We start from the raw sequence: 16388 nt of genomic DNA on the forward strand, positions 1-16388 counted from the left end.
GGGGGCGCGGAAGGGGCGGCGCGGCGGAGAAGGAGCGTGCGCGGGAGTGCGGCGGGAGCGACCGATGGATGGTGATCGGAGGACTGACGCTTATTTACCAGACCAATTACCGTCCACAACAGACCGAGAGGGCGATTTTCCGCCTGCTCACCCGGCCCGCCGCGCCTATTGGTCGGACCTCCTGGCGCGACGACGCGCACGCGCCGCCGGTCGGTGGACGGCGCGCCCATGGGCGCACACGGTCGCGCGGCACCCGCCGGTGCCATCGCCGGACTGCTGCCGACCGCCGCGACCGGCGGCGCCGACGCGTTCGCCTGCGCCCCCGCCGCGTCCCCGTCCCCGGCGCCCACGCCGCCCGCCGACCCGGTCGGTCCCGGACCTGTTCCAGCGCGAGCACCACGGCTCCGGCCTGCGACTCGGCGCCGTCCTGGCCCGTACCTCCGCCTGCACGAGGTACGCGGTGACGTACGAGGCCGGCGGGCCGGCGATCTCGGGGATCATGAGCGTGCTGCTCCGAGGCGGGGCCCCTTCCCGGCCCCGGTGCTCGCGCACGGGCCCATCGGCCCGGGCGTCCGCGTGACCGGCCGGGGCATGCCCCGGGAGCGGGACCGCCCGGCGTACGAGGGCCACACCGTCCTGCCCACCGACGACCGCAGCCGCGCCGGGTCCGGCGACGGTCCCGGCACCGGCGTCGGCCTCCGCCCCGGCTGCGCCGAGGGCGTCCCGGCCGCCCCGAGGCCGGCGGCGACCGGATCGGCCTGCCCGGCCGTCCGACGGGCGGCGGGGCCGTCCCCGGCACGCCGGTGGTGGCGCCCGGCCCGGTCGACGCCGCCGGGGTCTTCGCGCCGGTCGGCGCGACGGGGACCCGGCGCCCGGCCGAGAACGCCGAGCGCTTCCTGCGGCGCGACGGGGACCCGGTGGCCGCCGGGATCGGCGCCCGGCCCGGCACGCCCGGGCAGGACCCGCCCTTCCGGCGGGGCGTCCCGCCCCTCACCTGCGTCGACCGCGTCACCGAGCCGCGCTGCTCGTCCACCACGGCACCGCGGACGCCACGTGCCCCCTCGCCCGGTCTCGACGGACCGCCGCCGTGTTCGAGGCGGCGGGCAAGGACGTCGCACCGCGCGCCTGCCCGGGCGAGGGGCACAACCTTGGGACCCCGCCGGCCGCCTCGACGGACGCGACCACGGCCTTCTTCGTCCGGCGCCCGCGCCGAGGCCGCGGCCCGCGCTTCCTCTCCCCCGTACCCGAAGCCGTCGGCGATCTCGACGCGGAGCGCCGGGACGGGCACAGTTCTCCGTGCGTACCCGCCGGTACGCCACGCCCGCCGCACCCGAGGAGGCCCTGGTGACCAGCTGGGCCGGCCGTACCGCCGCCGACATGGCCGCCGCCGTACGCGAGAAGCGGGTCACGCCCCGCGAAGTGGTCGCCGAGCACCTCGCCCGGATCGAGCTGCTCGACGGCCGGGTCGGGGCGTTCCGCGTGGTGCGGGCGCGGGCCGCCCTCGCCGAGGCCGACAAGGTGGCCGCCCGCGCGGACCTCGCCGGACTGCCGCTGGCGGGGGTGCCGGTGGCCGTCAAGGACAACCTCGCCGTGCGCGGCGAGTCCACCCGCGTCGGCAGCGCCGCGACCCCGGACACGCCCGCCGCCGCCGACCACGTCACCGTGGCGCGGCTGCGGGCGGCGGGCGCGGTCGTCGTCGGCCTGACGAACGTGCCGGAGCTCTGCGTGTTCGGCACCACCGACGGGGTCCACGGCACGGCCCGCAACCCGTGGGACCTCTCCCGCTCGGCGGGCGGCTCGTCCGGCGGCGGCGCGGCCGCCGTGGCCGCCGGGATGGTCCCGGTGGCGCTCGGCAACGACGGCATGGGCTCGTTGCGCATCCCGGCCGCCAACTGCGGTCTGGTCACCCTCAAGCCGGGGCGCGGGGTGGTGCCGGCGGGCATCGGCGACGGCGACTGGTTCGGCATGTCCGAGAACGGGCCGCTCGCCACCACGGTGGAGGACCTGCGGCTGACGCTCTCGGTCCTCGCCGGCGCCGCGCCCGCACGCCGTCCCGGACCCGGCACGCTCCGGGTGGCCCTGTCGCTGCGCAGCCCGCTGCCCGGCGTCACCGTGGCCGAGCCGTACGCGGCGGCCGCCCGGGAGGCCGCCGGGGTGCTGATGCGGGCCGGGCACCAGGTGCGGCGCGCCGATCCGCCGTACCCGGTGTCGCTGGGCACGGCGGCGCTCGCCCACTGGACGGCGGGCACCGCCGTGGACGCCCGGGGCCTCGACCCGCGCCGGCTGGCGCGGCGCACCCGGGTCCACGCGGCGGTCGGGCGGCGCTTCCTGCGCGCGGCGCGCACCGGCGGGAGCCGGGAGCGGCTGCGGCAGCGCCTCGAACCGTTCTTCGCGGAGCACGACGTGCTGCTCACCCCCGCGCTGGCGCGCCGCTCGCCCGGGGCCGGGCCCTGGCACGAGCGGGGCTGGCTGCGCAATCTGGCGGCCAACTCGCACCACTCGCCGTTCACGCCCCCGTGGAACCTGACCGGCCGGCCCGCGATGGCCGTCCCGTGCGGCAGCCTGCCCTCCGGCGCGCCCTGCTCCGTGCAGCTCGTGGGACGGCCGGGGGCGGAGGCGCAACTGCTGGAGCTGGCCGAGCAGTTGGAGCAGCACCGTCCGTGGCGGCGGACCGCTCCCATGGACTAGGGTCGCACCCGTGACTGCCGGGTCGGCCTCAGGCCGCGTACGAGTGGGGCTCCCGGCCCCGACATGACCCCGGGGCGGGCCAGGGGCCCGCCTTCCGCTCCGTGTCCCCCATGCCGTTCCGCGCGCCGTCGTGCGGCGCCCCCACGCATACCGAGACCCGGAGACGAGTTCCCGCATGTCCGCAAGCCCTCAGTCCCGATCCACCGCCGTCCGGTTGGACCACACCGTCGTCCACGCCACCGACCGGCGGCTGTCGGCCGAGTTCCTCGCCGCCGTGCTGGGCCTGGTGCCCGGCGCGCCGTTCGGCCCGTTCCTCCCCGTCGACCTGGGCAACGGGGTGACGCTCGACTTCTACGAGAAGCGGGACGAGCCGATACAGCCGCAGCACTACGCGTTCCTGGTGCCCGACGAGCAGTTCGACACGGTGCTGGCCCGCCTGGACGCGATCGGCGTCACGTACTACGCCGATCCCGGCCATACCGAACCTGGCCGGATCAACCGCCTCTTCGGCGGCCGCGGCGCCTACTTCGACGACCCGGACGGCCACAACCTGGAGGTCATCACCCGGCCCTACGCCCGCCCCTGACCCGGCCGGGGCCCCCGGTCACAGCGCCCGGTACATGACGTGCAGCCCCACCCGGCCGTGCCGGGGGTGGTCGTACGCGTCCGGGACGGTGCCGAGGACGGTGAAGCCGAGGGAGGTCCACAGCCGCACGGCGGGGTTGGTCTCCACGACGGCGTTGAACACCATGCCCCGGTAGCCCGCGGCCGCGGCCTCGGCCAGGACGTGTTCGGCGAGGGCCCGGCCGACGCCGCGGCCGCCGTACCCGGGGTCGACCATGAACCCCGCGTTGGCGATGCGCGCGGCGGGACCGCCGTAGTTGGCGGTGAGGTACGCGGAGGCGACGACGGCCCCGGCGTCGTCCTCGACCACGTAGACGCGTTTGGCCGGATGCATCCACAGGACCCGGGCCTCCTCCTCGGAGGTGCCCGGGTCCCAGGTGTAGGTCTCGCCCGCGGCGACGATGCGGTGCCAGAACGGCCAGATGCGCGGCCAGTCGTCGGCGGCTGCTTCCCTGATCAGCATGGACACGAGTCTTGCACGCCCGGCGGCGGCGACCGCCCGGGGGCGGATGCGGCGGGTCAGTCCACGCTGGGCAGGATGTGGGGCTCGGCGAGGTCCTCCTCGTAGCCCGCCAGGCGGATCGGGGCCGAGCGCGCCCACACGTCCAGGCTGCCGAGTTCCCCGGGCCGCCGGCCCGCGCGCTCCGGGCGGTCCGTGGGCCGCTGATCGCGCATCGTCTTCTCCGGTGTCACCGCGCACTCCTTATGTGTCGGTCACCCTCGGGACGGATCGGCCCAGTGTTCAGACCTGGTGCCTGGCGTCCGCGCGGGTCGTGGTCGAAAGGGCGGGTCGGACGCGGTGGCGCCGGCAACTCAGGTGAGATCAGGCCGCTGTGGACCGGCTCGTCCCATGACGGACCGTGGGTGTGGGTGGGACCCCGTGTGCTGTCCGTCCGCTCCAGATTAACCAAATGAGCGGGGGCCCGCTCGATGGCGCTGAAAACAAGGCGTAACGATCGTGCGTCATACCGTGGCCTCCCTGTCCGACTATGCGACAGTTCATCACGGTACGAGCGGTTCGCGTCCCCCGTTCGGCCCAGCCCCGCCGCGCCCCGCACAGGGCCGTGCGGTTCAGGTGCCGTTGGCCGGACCGCAAGGTCTCTCTGCTCTGCTGCCGTACGGCACGAGCCGACTCGCGGGAGGACGGACGCATGGAGCTGCGCAGCGTCGAGGAGCTGATGGACCTGCTGTACGCCTGCCGGGGCGTCCGGGATCTCCCGGCCGGCGGCGGCGCACCGGTCGACCTGCACGACCACGCCCTGCGCACGGCCGCGCTGCTGCGCCGCGGCCGCCCCGCCGACAAGGAGCTCCAAGTGGCGGGTCTGGTGCGGCCGGTCGGACGGCTGCTGGGGACCGGCGACGCGGCCTCCCGCGCCGGCTGCGCGGCCGACGTGCTGCGCCCGCTGCTCGGCGAGCGGGTCGCCCGCCTCGTACGCCACCACCCCCGCCCCGGCGTCCCCGCCGACGACGACCTGTCCGCGCTGCGGCAGGCGGACGAGGAGGCCCGCACGGAGGGCTTCGACGCCGGGGTCCTGGAGGACTGGCGCACGGTGCTGGAACTGGTGGCGGACCGCGGGGCGCGGCTGAGGACCGTCGACTGACGGCCCGTCAGGCCAGGCCTCCGGGCGTCCTCACCACTTGCCCGGCTTGTAGTCCTTCAGGAAGACGCCGTACAGGTCCTCGCCCGCCTCGCCGCGCACGATCGGGTCGTAGACGCGGGCCGCGCCGTCGACCAGGTCGAGCGGGGCGTGGAAACCGGCCTCGGCGAGGCGGAGCTTGTCGAAGTGCGGACGCTCGTCGGTGATCCAGCCGGTGTCGACCGAGGTCATGAGGATGCGGTCGGTCTCGAACATCTCCTGGCCGCTGGTCCGCGTCACCATGTTCATCGCGGCCTTCGCGGCGTTGGTGTTCGGGTGCCCCGCCCCCTTGTAGCCGCGGTTGAAGACGCCCTCCATCGCGGAGACGTTGACGACGTAGGCCCGGTTGCCGGCGGCCTTGCGGGCGGCCTCGGCCATCACCGGCCGCAGCTTGCTGATCAGGATGAAGGGCGCGGTGTAGTTGCACAGCTGGGTCTCCAGCAGCTCCACCGGGGAGATCTGCTCGATGGTCTGCACCCAGGTGTTGGTGTCGACGACGTCCGGCACCAGCCCGCCCGCGTCGATGGCCGTGCCGTCGAGGTGGCGGGCGACGCTGGCGTTGCCCGCCACCAGGGCGAGGTCGGCGACCTGCTGCGCGTCGAGACCGCTGACGCCGACGGGCAGCGCGGCCAGCCCGTCGACGGCGCCGGAGTTGAAGGCGCCGATGACGTGGTGGGCGGGGAGCTCGCCGGCGGGCAGCGGGGCGCTCTCGCCCTCGACCAGGGCGGCGTAGGCGGAGGGCAGGCGGCGCACGGTCTGCGTCGCGTTGTTGATGAGGATGTCCAGGGGGCCGGCCTCGGCGACCCGGTCGGCGAGGGCCACGGCCTGGGCGGGGTCGCGCAGGTCGATGCCGACGACCTCCAGGCGGTGCATCCAGTCCGCCGAGTCGTCCATCGCCTTGAAGCGGCGGATGGCGTCCTTGGGGAACCGCGTGGTGATCGTGGTGTGCGCGCCGTCGCGCAGCAGCCGCAGCGCGATGTACATGCCGATCTTGGCGCGGCCGCCGGTGAGCAGGGCCCGCTTGCCGGTGAGGTCGGTGCGGGCGTCGCGCCTGGCGCGGTTCTCGGCGGCGCACTCCGGGCAGAGCTGGTGGTAGAAGTAGTCGACCTCGACGTAGCGGGTCTTGCACGTGTAGCAGGAGCGGGGGCGCTGGAGTATCCCCGCGATGCGGCCCGCCTCGACCTTGGAGGAGGGCAGGATGCCCTCGGTCTCGTCGTCGATGCGCTCGGCGGAGCCGGTCGCGGTGGCCTCGGTGACCGCCCGGTCGTGGGCGGTCTTGGCGGCGCGGCGCTCCTGGCGGCGGCGCTGCTTGACCGTGCGGTAGATGTGCGAGGTGGCCCGGCGGACCTTGATCGCGTCGGGGTGGTCGACGTCCAGCGTGTCGAGTTCCTCCAGCACGCCGAGGCACACGGCGAGCCGCTCCGGGTCGATGCCGGGCCCGTACGAAGGTGCGGTCACCTCGTCCGTGACCTGCGGGCCGTCCTCTGTCACCGTCATCGCCGCTGCCGTTTCCCTGCTGTGCCGTCGCGGCGCTCCTGCTCGCGCCCGCTTTCGAACGGGGAATTGTACGGAGCGCCGCGCCGCACCACCAAAAACGGCGGGGATCAAGGCCGGCAGGCGGTGATGAGCGTCTCCACCTCCTCGGTCACGGCCGTCGCCAGCCGGTCCAGATCCGGCACGGCCCTGCCGTCGGCGACCAGCCCGTAGTGGACGTGCCCGCGGTACGTCGAGACCGCCACCGCCAGGGAGTGGCCCGGGGCCAGCGGCGCGAACGGGAACACCGCGGTCAGCGGCCGGCCGCCCAGCCGCATGCCGAAGCCGGGCAGCGGCACGCTGGTGACCAGGAGGTCGAACCAGAGCCGGGCGGCCTGGGCGACCAGCGGCCCGCCGAAGCGGTGGCCGAGCGCCGGCACGTGGTCGGCGAGCAGCGCGACGGCGCCCGCGCCCCGGTTGGGACCGGCGTCCTTGTTGCGGTCCATGGCGGTGCGCACCGAGGCGAGCCGGGCCAGCGGGTCGGGATCGTCGACCGGGAGCCGCATCAGGTACCCGGAGAGCCGGTTGCCCTGCGGGTGGGCGGTGCGCGGGCGGCGCTTGGAGACGGGGATCAGGGCGCGGGGCGCGACGCCCTCGCTGCCGTCGCCGCGCTCGTCCAGCCAGCGGCGCAGGGCGCCCGCGACGACGGCGATGAGGACGTCGTTGACGGTGCCGCCCTCGGACTTGCGCACGCGGTGCACGTCGTCGAGGTCGAGGACGACCCCGGCGGTGCGGCGGGTGCCGCTGGACTCGCAGCCGAGCGCCGGGGAGGAGCGGACGTCGAGGGAGGAGCGGGCGACGGACGCGCCGATGTCCAGGGCGCGGCCCGCGTCGGACAGGGCGCCGCGCACCAGGTCCGGCAGCCTGCGCACGTCCGGCAGCACGCCGCGCGGCGGCTCGGCGGGGCGGGGCCGGGGCGCGGGCAGGTCCATCGGGTCGAGGACGGCGGCGGCCAGGGTGAGCGCGCGCAGCCCGTCGGCCAGCGCGTGGTGGAACTTGAACAGCACGGCGAGGGACGTGCCGTCCTCCCCCGGCAGCACGTGGGCCTCCCACGGCGGCCGGCCGCGCACCAGCGGCCGCTCCATGAGCCGGCCCGCCACCGAGTGGAAGTCGGCGGCGGGGGCGTGCAGCCGGACGTGGCGCAGGGGGTCGAAGTCGGGGTCGGGCTCGCGGGCCGCGCCGCCGAGGGCGAGCGGCCGGCGCAGAGCGGCGTTCCAGGACCGCCGCAGGTCGCGCGGGTGCCAGACGTCGCGGATGCGCATGCGCAGCCCGGGCACGGCGGCGGCGCGGGACGCGAGCAGGTCCGCCGCGTGGGCCCCGGCGGCGGGCGAGTCCGCGGCGAAGATCCCGAGCGCACCGAGGTGCATGGGGTGTTCGGGCGACTCGATGTTCCAGAACGCCAGGTCGAGTGGAGCGAGCAGGTCAGCAGTCAAGGGGGTGCCTCGCGTCGGGCGACGGGTGAGCCAGCAGTCAACCGTCCGAGGACGATTACGGTCAAGTACGACCAAGTCACGCACAGTTAACACAAGAGTGAGTCCCGCCCCTTCGTGAAGGGGCGGGACTCATGGTGCACAGGGGGCCGGTCCGCCACACGCCGCGGCGCCGGACACCCGGAGGAAGTCACCCGGGAGGCGTCACGGAGCGGCGCCCCGCGGGCGTCCGGTCCGGGCGCTACGAGACCTGCTGCCCCTTCCCCAGGGCGATCACTCCGGCCTTGGACACCGTGTACAGCTCCGCGTCCCGCTCCGGGTTGACGCCGATCGTCGCGCCCGGCGGCACCTCGACGTTCTTGTCCAGGACGGCGCCGCGCACCACCGCGCCCCGGCCGATGTGCACGTTGTCGTGCAGCACCGAGCCCTGCACCACCGCTCCCGGGTCGACCACCACGCCCGGCGACAGCACGGACCGCGTCACCTGCCCGCGGATCAGGCAGCCCGCGCTGATGATGGACTCGCTGGCGATGCCGCCGGCGTTGAAGCGGGCGGGCGAGAGCTGGCCGGAGTGGGTGTAGATGGGCCACTGGCGGTTGTAGAGGTTGAAGGCCGGGCGCTCGGCGATCAGGTCCATGTGGGCGTCGTAGTACGCGTCGAGGGTGCCGACGTCCCGCCAGTAGCCCTGGTCCCGGGTGGTCTCGCCGGGCACGTGGTTGGCGCTGAAGTCGTACAGGGCGGCCTCGCCGCGGTCGGTGAGCTGGGGCAGGATCGAGCCGCCCATGTCGTGCACCGACGCCTCGTCCTCCGCGTCCCGGTGCAGCGCCTCGATCAGGGCCTTGGTGGTGAAGATGTAGTTGCCCATGGAGGCGAAGACGCACTCGGGGTCGTCCGCGAGGCCGGGCGGGTCGCCGGGCTTCTCCAGGAAGCCCGCCACGGTCCGGCCGTCCGAGGCCGGGGTGATCACGCCGAACGAGGACGACTCGGTGCGCGGCACGCGGATCCCGGCCACCGTGACGCCCGCGCCGCTGTCGATGTGCTGGGCGAGCATCTGGCGCGGGTCCATGCGGTAGACGTGGTCGGCGCCGAAGACGGCGACGTACTCGGGCTGCTCGTCGTAGATCAGGTTCAGCGACTGCAGGATCGCGTCGGCGCTGCCCAGGTACCAGCGCGGGCCGAGGCGCTGCTGCGCGGGGACCGGCGTGATGTAGTTGCCGAGCAGGCTGGACATCCGCCAGGTGGTGGTGATGTGCCGGTCCAGCGAGTGCGACTTGTACTGCGTCAGGACGCAGATCCGCAGGATGTCGCCGTTGACGAGGTTGGACAGGACGAAGTCGACGAGGCGGTAGGTGCCGCCGAACGTGACCGCGGGCTTGGCGCGGTCCGCCGTCAGGGGCATCAGGCGCTTGCCCTCGCCGCCCGCCAGCACGATTCCCAGGACCGACGGTCCACCACGACGCATGGCCGCTCCCCTCACGCCGATTTCCCCATCCCTGCCCCGAGCAGGGCGGACTAAGCCTGTTTGGCGATCTCCTCGTACAGCCGGGCGGTACGGCGGGCCACCGCGTCCCAGCCGAACTCGCCGACCGCCCGCTCCCGCCCGGCCTCGCCCATCCGCCGGGCGGTCTCCGGGTCGCCGAGCACCTGGTCCAGTGCCCGGGCGAGACCGGCCTCGAAGCCGTCGTCCACGTCGACGAGGAGTCCCGTCCGGCCGTCGTCCACCACTTCCGGGATACCCCCGATCCGCGAGGCCACGACCGGCGTGCCGCAGGCCATCGCCTCCAGGTTGACGATGCCCAGGGGCTCGTACACCGAGGGGCAGGCGAAGACCGCCGCGTGGGTGAGGAGCTGGATCACCTCCGGGCGCGGCAGCATCTGCGGGATCCAGTGCACGCCCTCGCGGACGCGGCCGAGCTCCTCGAACAGGTCGCGGAACTCCCGGTCGATCTCGGGCGTGTCCGGGGCGCCCGCGCACAGCACGACCTGCACGGCCGGGTCGATGTCCCGCACGGCCCGCAGCAGGTGGGGCACGCCCTTCTGGCGGGTGATGCGGCCGACGAACAGCACGTAGGGGCGGGAGCGGTCCAGGCCGATCCGGTCCAGGGCGTCGGTGCCGTGGTCGGGCCGGTACAGGTCCGTGTCGATGCCGTTGTGCACGACGTGGACCCGGCCGGGGTCCAGCGCCGGGTAGCAGCGCAGGATGTCCTCGCGCATGGCGCCGGAGACGGCGATCACGCCGTCGGCCGCCTCGACGGCGGTGCGCTCGGCCCAGCTCGACAGGGCGTAGCCGCCGCCGAGCTGCTCGGCCTTCCAGGGGCGCAGGGGCTCCAGGGAGTGGGCGGTCATCACGTGCGGGATGCCGTACAGCAGCTTGGCGAGGTGGCCGCCGAGGTTGGCGTACCAGGTGTGGGAGTGGACCAGTTCGCGGCCCTCCAGGGCGGCGGCCATGGCGAGGTCCACGGAGAAGGTGCGCAGCGCGTCGTTGGAGCCGTCGAGCGCGGACCAGGGCCGGTGGCGCTGCACGCCGTCGGCGCGGCCCTCGCCCCAGCAGTGCACCTGGAGGTCCACGAGCCGCCCGAGCTCACGGGCCAGGAACTCGACGTGGACCCCCGCGCCGCCGTACACGTCCGGGGGATACTCCCGGGTCAGCAGTCCCACTCGCACCCGGAACCCCCTTGACTGGATCGCTCTTGTCTTCATGGTCACCCAGATGTGGCGCGTGGGGAAGAGCGCGGGGGTCCCGGGAAGCAGCAGTCGCCGCACACGCCCCCTGCGGGCACCCGGTAGTACAGGCAGCAGCTGCGGCGCCGGAACGCGGTGCCGGTCAGGCTCCCGGCCCCCGCGAGCAGGGGGTGGGAGAGCACGTCGGCGGCCAGGGAGCGGGCCCGGGCGGCGGTGTCCGTACGGCCGTGGCGCCGCGCCCAGCCGTCCAGTTGCCGGGCGGCGCCCGCCAGGGCGGAGGCGGCGTTGCCCCGCAGCAGACCGGGCGCGAGGCGGTGGCGGGCCCGCAGGGCGGCCGCCAGCGGCTCCAGGTGGCCGAGCAGGACCGTGCCGGCGAGGGTGGCCGCGTCGCCCGGCAGCGCCCGGGCCCCGGCCAGCCACAGGTCGTCGGGGGCGCTGCCGTCGGGGTCCCAGTGCAGCAGCCGGGCGTCCAGGTCCGGGACGCGGCCGGTGAGGGCCGCGCAGCCGAGCGCGACGGACCACAGCCGGGCGGCGAGCCCCTGGTGGGCCACGGAGGCGGCGACGCGCGGCTCGGCGGTGCGCAGGGCGGCCGCGACCCGGCGGACGCGCGCCGTCAGGGCGTCCGCGTGAACATCCGGGCCGGGGGCTTCGTACACCCGGGTGAGGGTGGGAAGATGGAGGTGCGGTTCGCCGGCCGTGCGCAGGACGAAGAAGCCACCGAGCGGGTGGAGGGCGGCGAGGTCGAGGTCCACGAGGAGCAGTAGTACCAAGTCCCCTAGGGGACGCGCCCCTGGGGTGTCCCCTCACGGGTGCCCACCCTGGGGATGACGGGGGTCGCGTCGTACTCCATCGGCAGTAGGACCCATCGGGTGCTCCAGGACGACGACGGGAAGCGTTCGGCACGGCATCGTGTTGTTCATGGAAGCCGACCGTTCGCTGCGCCGGGCCCAGCGCCCCCGCCTCCCGCAGAGGAGCAGCCGATGAGCGCCCTCGCGTTGTCCGTGGTGCTCTCGCTCGTCTCCGCGGTCGCGTACGCGGGCGGGGCGATCGTGCAGGAACGGGTGGCGGTGACGTCGCCCGACGGGCAGTACGCGCCGCTGCGCCGGGCCGGCTGGTGGTTCTCCCTCGCGCTCAACGGCCTAGGCGGACTGCTGCACGTGGTGGCGCTCGCCTACGGCCCGCTGAGCCTGGTGCAGCCGCTCGGCGCGCTGACCATCGTGTTCGCCCTGCCCATGGCGGCGCTGTTCGTCGGCCGCAGGTCGGGCGCCACGGCGTGGCGGGGCGCGATCATGGCGACCGTGGGGCTCGCCGGGCTGCTGTCCCTGGTCGGCGCGTCCGACGCCCGGTCCCTGAGCGGCGCCCAGCGGGTGCTGGCCGGGCTGGTCACGGCCGGCGCGGTCGTCGCCCTGATGATCGCCGCCCGGGCCGCGCACCGGCACCCCGCGGTGCGCAGCATCCTGCTGGCCACCGCGTCGGGCGTCGCCTTCGGGATGTCGTCGGTGTTCACCAAGACCGTGACCGTCGACTGGACCGACGGGATCGCGGCGGCGGACCTGCCGTCACTGGCCGCGATCGGCGTGTTCGCCGTCGCCGGTGTGCTGCTGTCGCAGGCCTCCTACCGGGGCGCGGGACTCGCGGCGCCGCTGGCCACCCTGACGGTGGTGAACCCGGTGGTGGCGGCGGCGGTCGGCATCACGATGTTCGGCGAGACCTTCCGCTACGGCACCACCGGCACCGCGCTCGCGCTGAGCTGCGGGGTGGTGGCGGCGGGCGGACTGATCCTGCTGACGACGGAGCGGCTGGCGCACGAGCAGCCGGAGGCGGCCGCAGGCACGGGGACGGCCGGGGTCCGGGCGGTGTCCGCGGGCGCGGACGCGGCCGCGGACGGCGGGGTGGCGGCGGGCGCGGCCGGATCGGGTGCGGCCCGGGCGCGTCGGGTGGCGGCGTCCGCCCCGGCGGGGACGGTGTTCGTGCGGCAGCGGGCGTCGGCCGCGGAGAGCCCGGCCCCGGGCGGGATCCCGGCGGCCGGGGACCTGTCCGTCGGGCGCCCCCGGGCCGACCACGCCTCGCTCGGGCACCTGGTGACGGCCGTCCCGGCGACGGTCGCCCCGGCGGCCGACGGCGCGCCGCGGGGCGGGGAGCCGGCGTTCCCCGCCGGCGCCCCGCTCCCCTACAGCCCCTTCTACGGCGGACCGTTCGTGCTGGTGCCGGTCCTGGACCGGCACCACGCACGCCTCAGATCCTGACGCCGCCGGACCTCAGGTACGCCAACGGGTCGATGTCGGAGCCGAAACCGGGCCCGGTCCGCACCTCGAAGTGCAGGTGCGGGCCCGAGCTGTTGCCGGTCGAGCCGGAGCGGCCGATGCGCTGGCCGGCACCGACCGACTGGCCGGCCCGCACGGAGATCGCCGACAGGTGCGCGTACTGGCTGTAGCGGCCGTCCTGGTGCCGGACGACCACCTGGTAGCCGTACGAGCCGGCCCAGCCGGCGCTGACCACACTGCCCGCCGCGACCGACTTCACGGACGTGCCGGTGGGGACGGGGAAGTCCACGCCGGTGTGGTAGCCCTTCGACCAGGCGGAGCCGGCCTTGCGGTACGGCGTGCCGAGCGGGCCGCTGACGGGGGCCACGATGCCGTGCCGGACCGTGGTGGAGCGGTCGGTGCGCTCCTCGGCGCGGTCCGAAGGGGCCTTCTTCTCCGGTGCCTTGGTCTGCTGCGACGGCTTGCTCCGCTGGGCGGGCTTCGACGTCTTCGGCGAGGCCGACGGCTTCGCGGCGGGGCGCGTCGCCGTGGACCCCTCCACGGGCAGGGCCAGCCGCTGCCCGGGCATGATCACGTCGGGGTCGGACCCTATGGTGCCGCGGTTGGCGGCGTAGAGCCCGCGCCAGCCGCCGCGGACCTCCTCGTCCGCCGCGATGCCGGAGAGGGTGTCGCCGCGGACCACCGTGTACATCTGCCGGCTGCCCGGCCGGGACTGGGGCGTGGTCTGTGGCTGCACGTCCTGGACGGCGGACCGGCCGCCCTTCCCGGAGGCCTTGCGCCCGCTCTCCTGCCCGGCCTTCTCGTCGGCCTTCTCACCGGTCCGCCCGGCGCCGCCCGCCGGGCGGATGTCGGGCGCCTCGCCGTCCCGCGTCAGCCCGGCCCGTGCGGAGCACACCGGCCAGGCGCCGGGGCCCTGCCCGTCGAGCACCTTCTCCGCGACGGCGATCTGCTGGTCCTTGGTGGCCAGGTCGGCGCGCGGCGCGTAGGCGGTGCCGCCGAACGCCTCCCAGGTGGACTGGGTGAACTGCAGCCCGCCGTAGAAGCCGTTGCCGGTGTTGATGTTCCAGTCGTTGGTCGACTCGCACGCGGCGACCTTGTCCCAGGTCTCCACGTCGGCCGCCTGCGCCACCCCGGCTCCCATGAACGGCAGGGCCATGCCGGCACCGCCCGCCGTGACGGTGAGCGAGGCGCGGTTGATCCTGTTCGGCTGGTACCGGCGGTGCCGGCCGCGTACGGCCATGGAGCCCCCTAGGCATGCGTCAGAAGGGGCCAAAGTAAGCGCGGCGAACTGGCCACGACAAGACGGCAATCAGCCGCGCGGACGCGCCGGTTGGCCGGGATACGGCCCTTCCCGTGCGCCGCGTGCGACGGCCGGACGCCCCCTGTCCCGGCCGGACGCCCCCTGTCCCGGCGGGGCTCCGCGTGCGACGGCGGGGACTGCGCGTGCGACGGTCCGGCGGGGGTGGAGGGAGCGGGGCCTTGCGCGCGGGGCCGCGGTCGACGGCGCGGGGCGGGGTGGGGCAGGGTTCCGCGCCGGCGCGTGGGGGGAGCCGGGGCCCGGTGCGCGGTGGGCGGGCGGATGCGCGGCTGAGTGGGGCGGGGCTCCGCGTGCGTATGTGCCTGCGCGGCGCCGCGTTCGCCGGCCGGCGTCGCGCGATCCCCGCGTGCGGACACGCGCGCCCCGCGTGTGCAAAGGCGGTGGGGGCGCGCAAGGATGGGCGACGTGGCCGCCCCGCGGGCACGACCGGCAGCACCGATACCAAGGGTACGAGGAGCCAACCGCATGAGCAGTTCAGCACAGATCGGCGTCACGGGTCTCGCGGTCATGGGCCGCAACCTGGCCCGCAACTTCGCGCGCAGCGGCTACACGGTCGCGGTGCACAACCGGACGGCGTCGCGCACGCACGCCCTGGTGGAGGAGTTCGGGCACGAGGGCGAGTTCGTCGCGGCCGAGACCGCGAAGGAGTTCGTGGCGGCGCTGGAGCGGCCGCGGCGCCTGGTGGTCATGGTGAAGGCCGGCGAGCCGACGGACGCGGTGATCCAGGAGTTCGCCCCGCTGCTGGAACCCGGCGACATGATCATCGACGGCGGCAACGCGCACTTCGCGGACACCCGTCGCCGTGAGCGCGAGCTGCGCGAGCAGGGCATCCACTTCGTCGGCACCGGCATCTCCGGCGGCGAGGAGGGCGCCCTCAACGGCCCGAGCATCATGCCCGGCGGGTCGGAGGAGTCCTACGGGTCGCTCGGCCCGATGCTGGAGAAGATCTCCGCGAAGGCGGCGGACGGCGCGCCCTGCGTGACGCACGTCGGCCCCGACGGCGCCGGCCACTTCGTGAAGATGGTCCACAACGGCATCGAGTACGCCGACATGCAGCTGATCGGCGAGGCCTACCAGCTGCTGCGCGACGTCGCCGGGTACACGCCCGCGCAGATCGCCGACATCTTCCGCACCTGGAACACCGGCCGCCTCGACTCGTACCTGATCGAGATCACGGCCGAGGTGCTGTCGCACGTGGACGCGGCGACGGGCGAGCCGTTCGTGGACGTGGTGGTGGATCAGGCGGAGCAGAAGGGCACCGGCCGCTGGACGGTGCAGATCGCCCTCGACCTCGGCGTCCCCGTGTCGGGCATCGCCGAGGCGGTGTTCGCGCGGTCCCTGTCCGGGCACGCGGCGCTGCGGGAGGCCTCGCGGGGACTGGCCGGGCCGAAGGCCTCGCCGCTGAGCGAGTCGGAGGCCGGGGCGTTCGCCGACCGCGTCGAGCAGGCCCTGTACGCGTCGAAGATCGTGTCGTACACGCAGGGCTTCCACGAGGTCGCGGCGGGCAGCGAGGAGTACGGCTGGGACATCGACCTCGGCCGGGTCGCGTCCATCTGGCGGGGCGGCTGCATCATCCGGGCGGCCTTCCTCGACCGGATCCGGTCCGCGTACGACGCCCGCCCGGACCTGCCGAGCCTGCTGTCGGACGAGACGTTCGCGCAGGAGATCGCGGACGCCCAGGACGACTGGCGCGAGGTGCTGGTCGCCGCGACCCGCCAGGGCGTGCCGGCGCCGGGCTTCGCGGCGGCGCTCGCCTACTACGACGCGCTGCGCGCCGAGCGGCTGCCCGCCGCGCTGACCCAGGGCCAGCGGGACTTCTTCGGGGCGCACACCTACCGGCGCACGGACCGGGACGGGTCGTTCCACACGCTGTGGGGCGGGGACCGGTCGGAGGTGTCCGCGTAGCAGCGGTGCGCCGTGGGGCGGGAGCCGCGCCGACGGGGTGCGGGTCCCGCCCCGGGCGTTCGCCGGAGGTCAGGACAGCGGCGGTCCCGGCTCCGGGCTGGGGACGGGTTCCGGGCCCGGCGGGATCGGGGACGGGTCGGGTCCCGGCACGGGGTCGGGTCCGGGCACGGGTTCCGGGCCCGGGCCGGGGTGCGGGGCGGGCGGCGGCGTCGGCTCCGGTGGCGGGGTCGGCGCCGGGCCGGGGCCCGGGGGCTGCGGGGTCGGCACGGGATCCGGGTACGGCTGCGGGTCCTTGGGGTCCGGGCCC

13 protein-coding genes are annotated in these 16388 nt (G+C 75.3%); 5 read left to right on the forward strand and 8 right to left on the reverse strand.

Features of this window, described 5'->3' with window-relative positions:
- Positions 1-1344 precede the first annotated feature (1344 nt).
- Together ACIF8T_RS32710 and ACIF8T_RS32715 are read left to right on the forward strand one after the other, a co-directional pair.
- Positions 1345-2688, forward strand: coding sequence for an amidase (locus tag ACIF8T_RS32710; RefSeq protein ID WP_400040205.1), 1344 nt, complete (start codon positions 1345-1347; stop codon positions 2686-2688).
- A 175-nt stretch (positions 2689-2863) separates the two neighbouring features.
- On the forward strand, positions 2864-3274 hold the full coding sequence (locus ACIF8T_RS32715; RefSeq protein ID WP_400040079.1) for a VOC family protein: 411 nt from the start codon (positions 2864-2866) through the stop codon (positions 3272-3274).
- An 18-nt stretch (positions 3275-3292) separates the two neighbouring features.
- On the opposite strand, the gene ACIF8T_RS32720 is transcribed toward ACIF8T_RS32715, so the two are convergent.
- Positions 3293-3775, reverse strand: coding sequence for a GNAT family N-acetyltransferase (locus ACIF8T_RS32720; RefSeq protein WP_400040081.1), 483 nt, complete (start codon positions 3773-3775; stop codon positions 3293-3295).
- Between the two features lie 56 nt (positions 3776-3831).
- The gene (locus ACIF8T_RS32725) at positions 3832-4005 is read right to left on the reverse strand and encodes a hypothetical protein (protein WP_400040082.1); all 174 of its coding nucleotides are present in this window, start codon (positions 4003-4005) and stop codon (positions 3832-3834) included.
- A gap of 458 nt (positions 4006-4463) precedes the next feature.
- Here ACIF8T_RS32725 and ACIF8T_RS32730 point away from each other — a divergent pair, with 458 nt between their 5' ends.
- Positions 4464-4913: a hypothetical protein gene (locus ACIF8T_RS32730; RefSeq protein ID WP_400040084.1), complete on the forward strand. Its 450-nt coding sequence runs from the start codon at positions 4464-4466 to the stop codon at positions 4911-4913.
- A 30-nt stretch (positions 4914-4943) separates the two neighbouring features.
- On the opposite strand, the gene ACIF8T_RS32735 is transcribed toward ACIF8T_RS32730, so the two are convergent.
- From ACIF8T_RS32735 to ACIF8T_RS32755, 5 genes are all read right to left on the reverse strand, one after another.
- Entirely contained in the window at positions 4944-6446 is a 1503-nt protein-coding gene (locus ACIF8T_RS32735) for an SDR family NAD(P)-dependent oxidoreductase (RefSeq protein ID WP_400040086.1), read from the reverse strand.
- Between the two features lie 107 nt (positions 6447-6553).
- Complete coding sequence (locus ACIF8T_RS32740; RefSeq protein ID WP_400040087.1) at positions 6554-7915, reverse strand: wax ester/triacylglycerol synthase family O-acyltransferase; 1362 nt, start codon at positions 7913-7915, stop codon at positions 6554-6556.
- Between the two features lie 238 nt (positions 7916-8153).
- Complete coding sequence (glgC, locus tag ACIF8T_RS32745; RefSeq protein WP_400040089.1) at positions 8154-9374, reverse strand: glucose-1-phosphate adenylyltransferase; 1221 nt, start codon at positions 9372-9374, stop codon at positions 8154-8156.
- Between the two features lie 50 nt (positions 9375-9424).
- Entirely contained in the window at positions 9425-10576 is a 1152-nt protein-coding gene (gene glgA / locus ACIF8T_RS32750) for a glycogen synthase (RefSeq protein WP_400040090.1), read from the reverse strand.
- Positions 10577-10614: 38 nt separating this feature from the next.
- Positions 10615-11364 carry a (2Fe-2S)-binding protein gene (locus ACIF8T_RS32755; RefSeq protein WP_400040091.1) on the reverse strand — a complete coding sequence of 250 codons (750 nt, stop codon included), beginning with the start codon at positions 11362-11364 and terminating at the stop codon, positions 10615-10617.
- Positions 11365-11574: 210 nt separating this feature from the next.
- On the opposite strand from ACIF8T_RS32755, the gene ACIF8T_RS32760 reads away from it, so the two are divergent.
- A complete protein-coding gene (locus ACIF8T_RS32760) occupies positions 11575-12840 on the forward strand; it encodes a DMT family transporter (RefSeq protein WP_400040093.1) in 1266 nt (421 codons plus the stop codon).
- Here the strand turns inward: ACIF8T_RS32760 and ACIF8T_RS32765 are convergent.
- Complete coding sequence (locus ACIF8T_RS32765) at positions 12830-14098, reverse strand: transglycosylase family protein (RefSeq protein WP_400040094.1); 1269 nt, start codon at positions 14096-14098, stop codon at positions 12830-12832. The genes ACIF8T_RS32760 and ACIF8T_RS32765 overlap by 11 nt on opposite strands.
- Positions 14099-14641: 543 nt before the next feature.
- On the opposite strand from ACIF8T_RS32765, the gene gndA reads away from it, so the two are divergent.
- Complete coding sequence (gene gndA / locus ACIF8T_RS32770) at positions 14642-16081, forward strand: NADP-dependent phosphogluconate dehydrogenase (protein WP_400040096.1); 1440 nt, start codon at positions 14642-14644, stop codon at positions 16079-16081.
- The last annotated feature ends 307 nt before the right edge of the window (positions 16082-16388 follow it).

The organism is Streptomyces sp. NPDC085946, assembly GCF_044540485.1.
Taxonomy (GTDB): Bacteria; Actinomycetota; Actinomycetes; order Streptomycetales; family Streptomycetaceae; genus Streptomyces.

What these genes read in the sequence shown, in the direction of transcription:
- ACIF8T_RS32715 (WP_400040079.1), top strand. Translation starts at nt 2,864, where the DNA reads ATGTCCGCAAGCCCTCAGTCCCGATCCACCGCCGTCCGGTTGGACCAC.
- ACIF8T_RS32720 (WP_400040081.1), bottom strand. Translation starts at nt 3,775, where the DNA reads ATGCTGATCAGGGAAGCAGCCGCCGACGACTGGCCGCGCATCTGGCCG.
- ACIF8T_RS32730 (WP_400040084.1), top strand. Translation starts at nt 4,464, where the DNA reads ATGGAGCTGCGCAGCGTCGAGGAGCTGATGGACCTGCTGTACGCCTGC.
- ACIF8T_RS32735 (WP_400040086.1), bottom strand. Translation starts at nt 6,446, where the DNA reads ATGACGGTGACAGAGGACGGCCCGCAGGTCACGGACGAGGTGACCGCA.
- glgC (WP_400040089.1), bottom strand. Translation starts at nt 9,374, where the DNA reads ATGCGTCGTGGTGGACCGTCGGTCCTGGGAATCGTGCTGGCGGGCGGC.
- ACIF8T_RS32760 (WP_400040093.1), top strand. Translation starts at nt 11,575, where the DNA reads ATGAGCGCCCTCGCGTTGTCCGTGGTGCTCTCGCTCGTCTCCGCGGTC.
- ACIF8T_RS32765 (WP_400040094.1), bottom strand. Translation starts at nt 14,098, where the DNA reads ATGGCCGTACGCGGCCGGCACCGCCGGTACCAGCCGAACAGGATCAAC.
- gndA (WP_400040096.1), top strand. Translation starts at nt 14,642, where the DNA reads ATGAGCAGTTCAGCACAGATCGGCGTCACGGGTCTCGCGGTCATGGGC.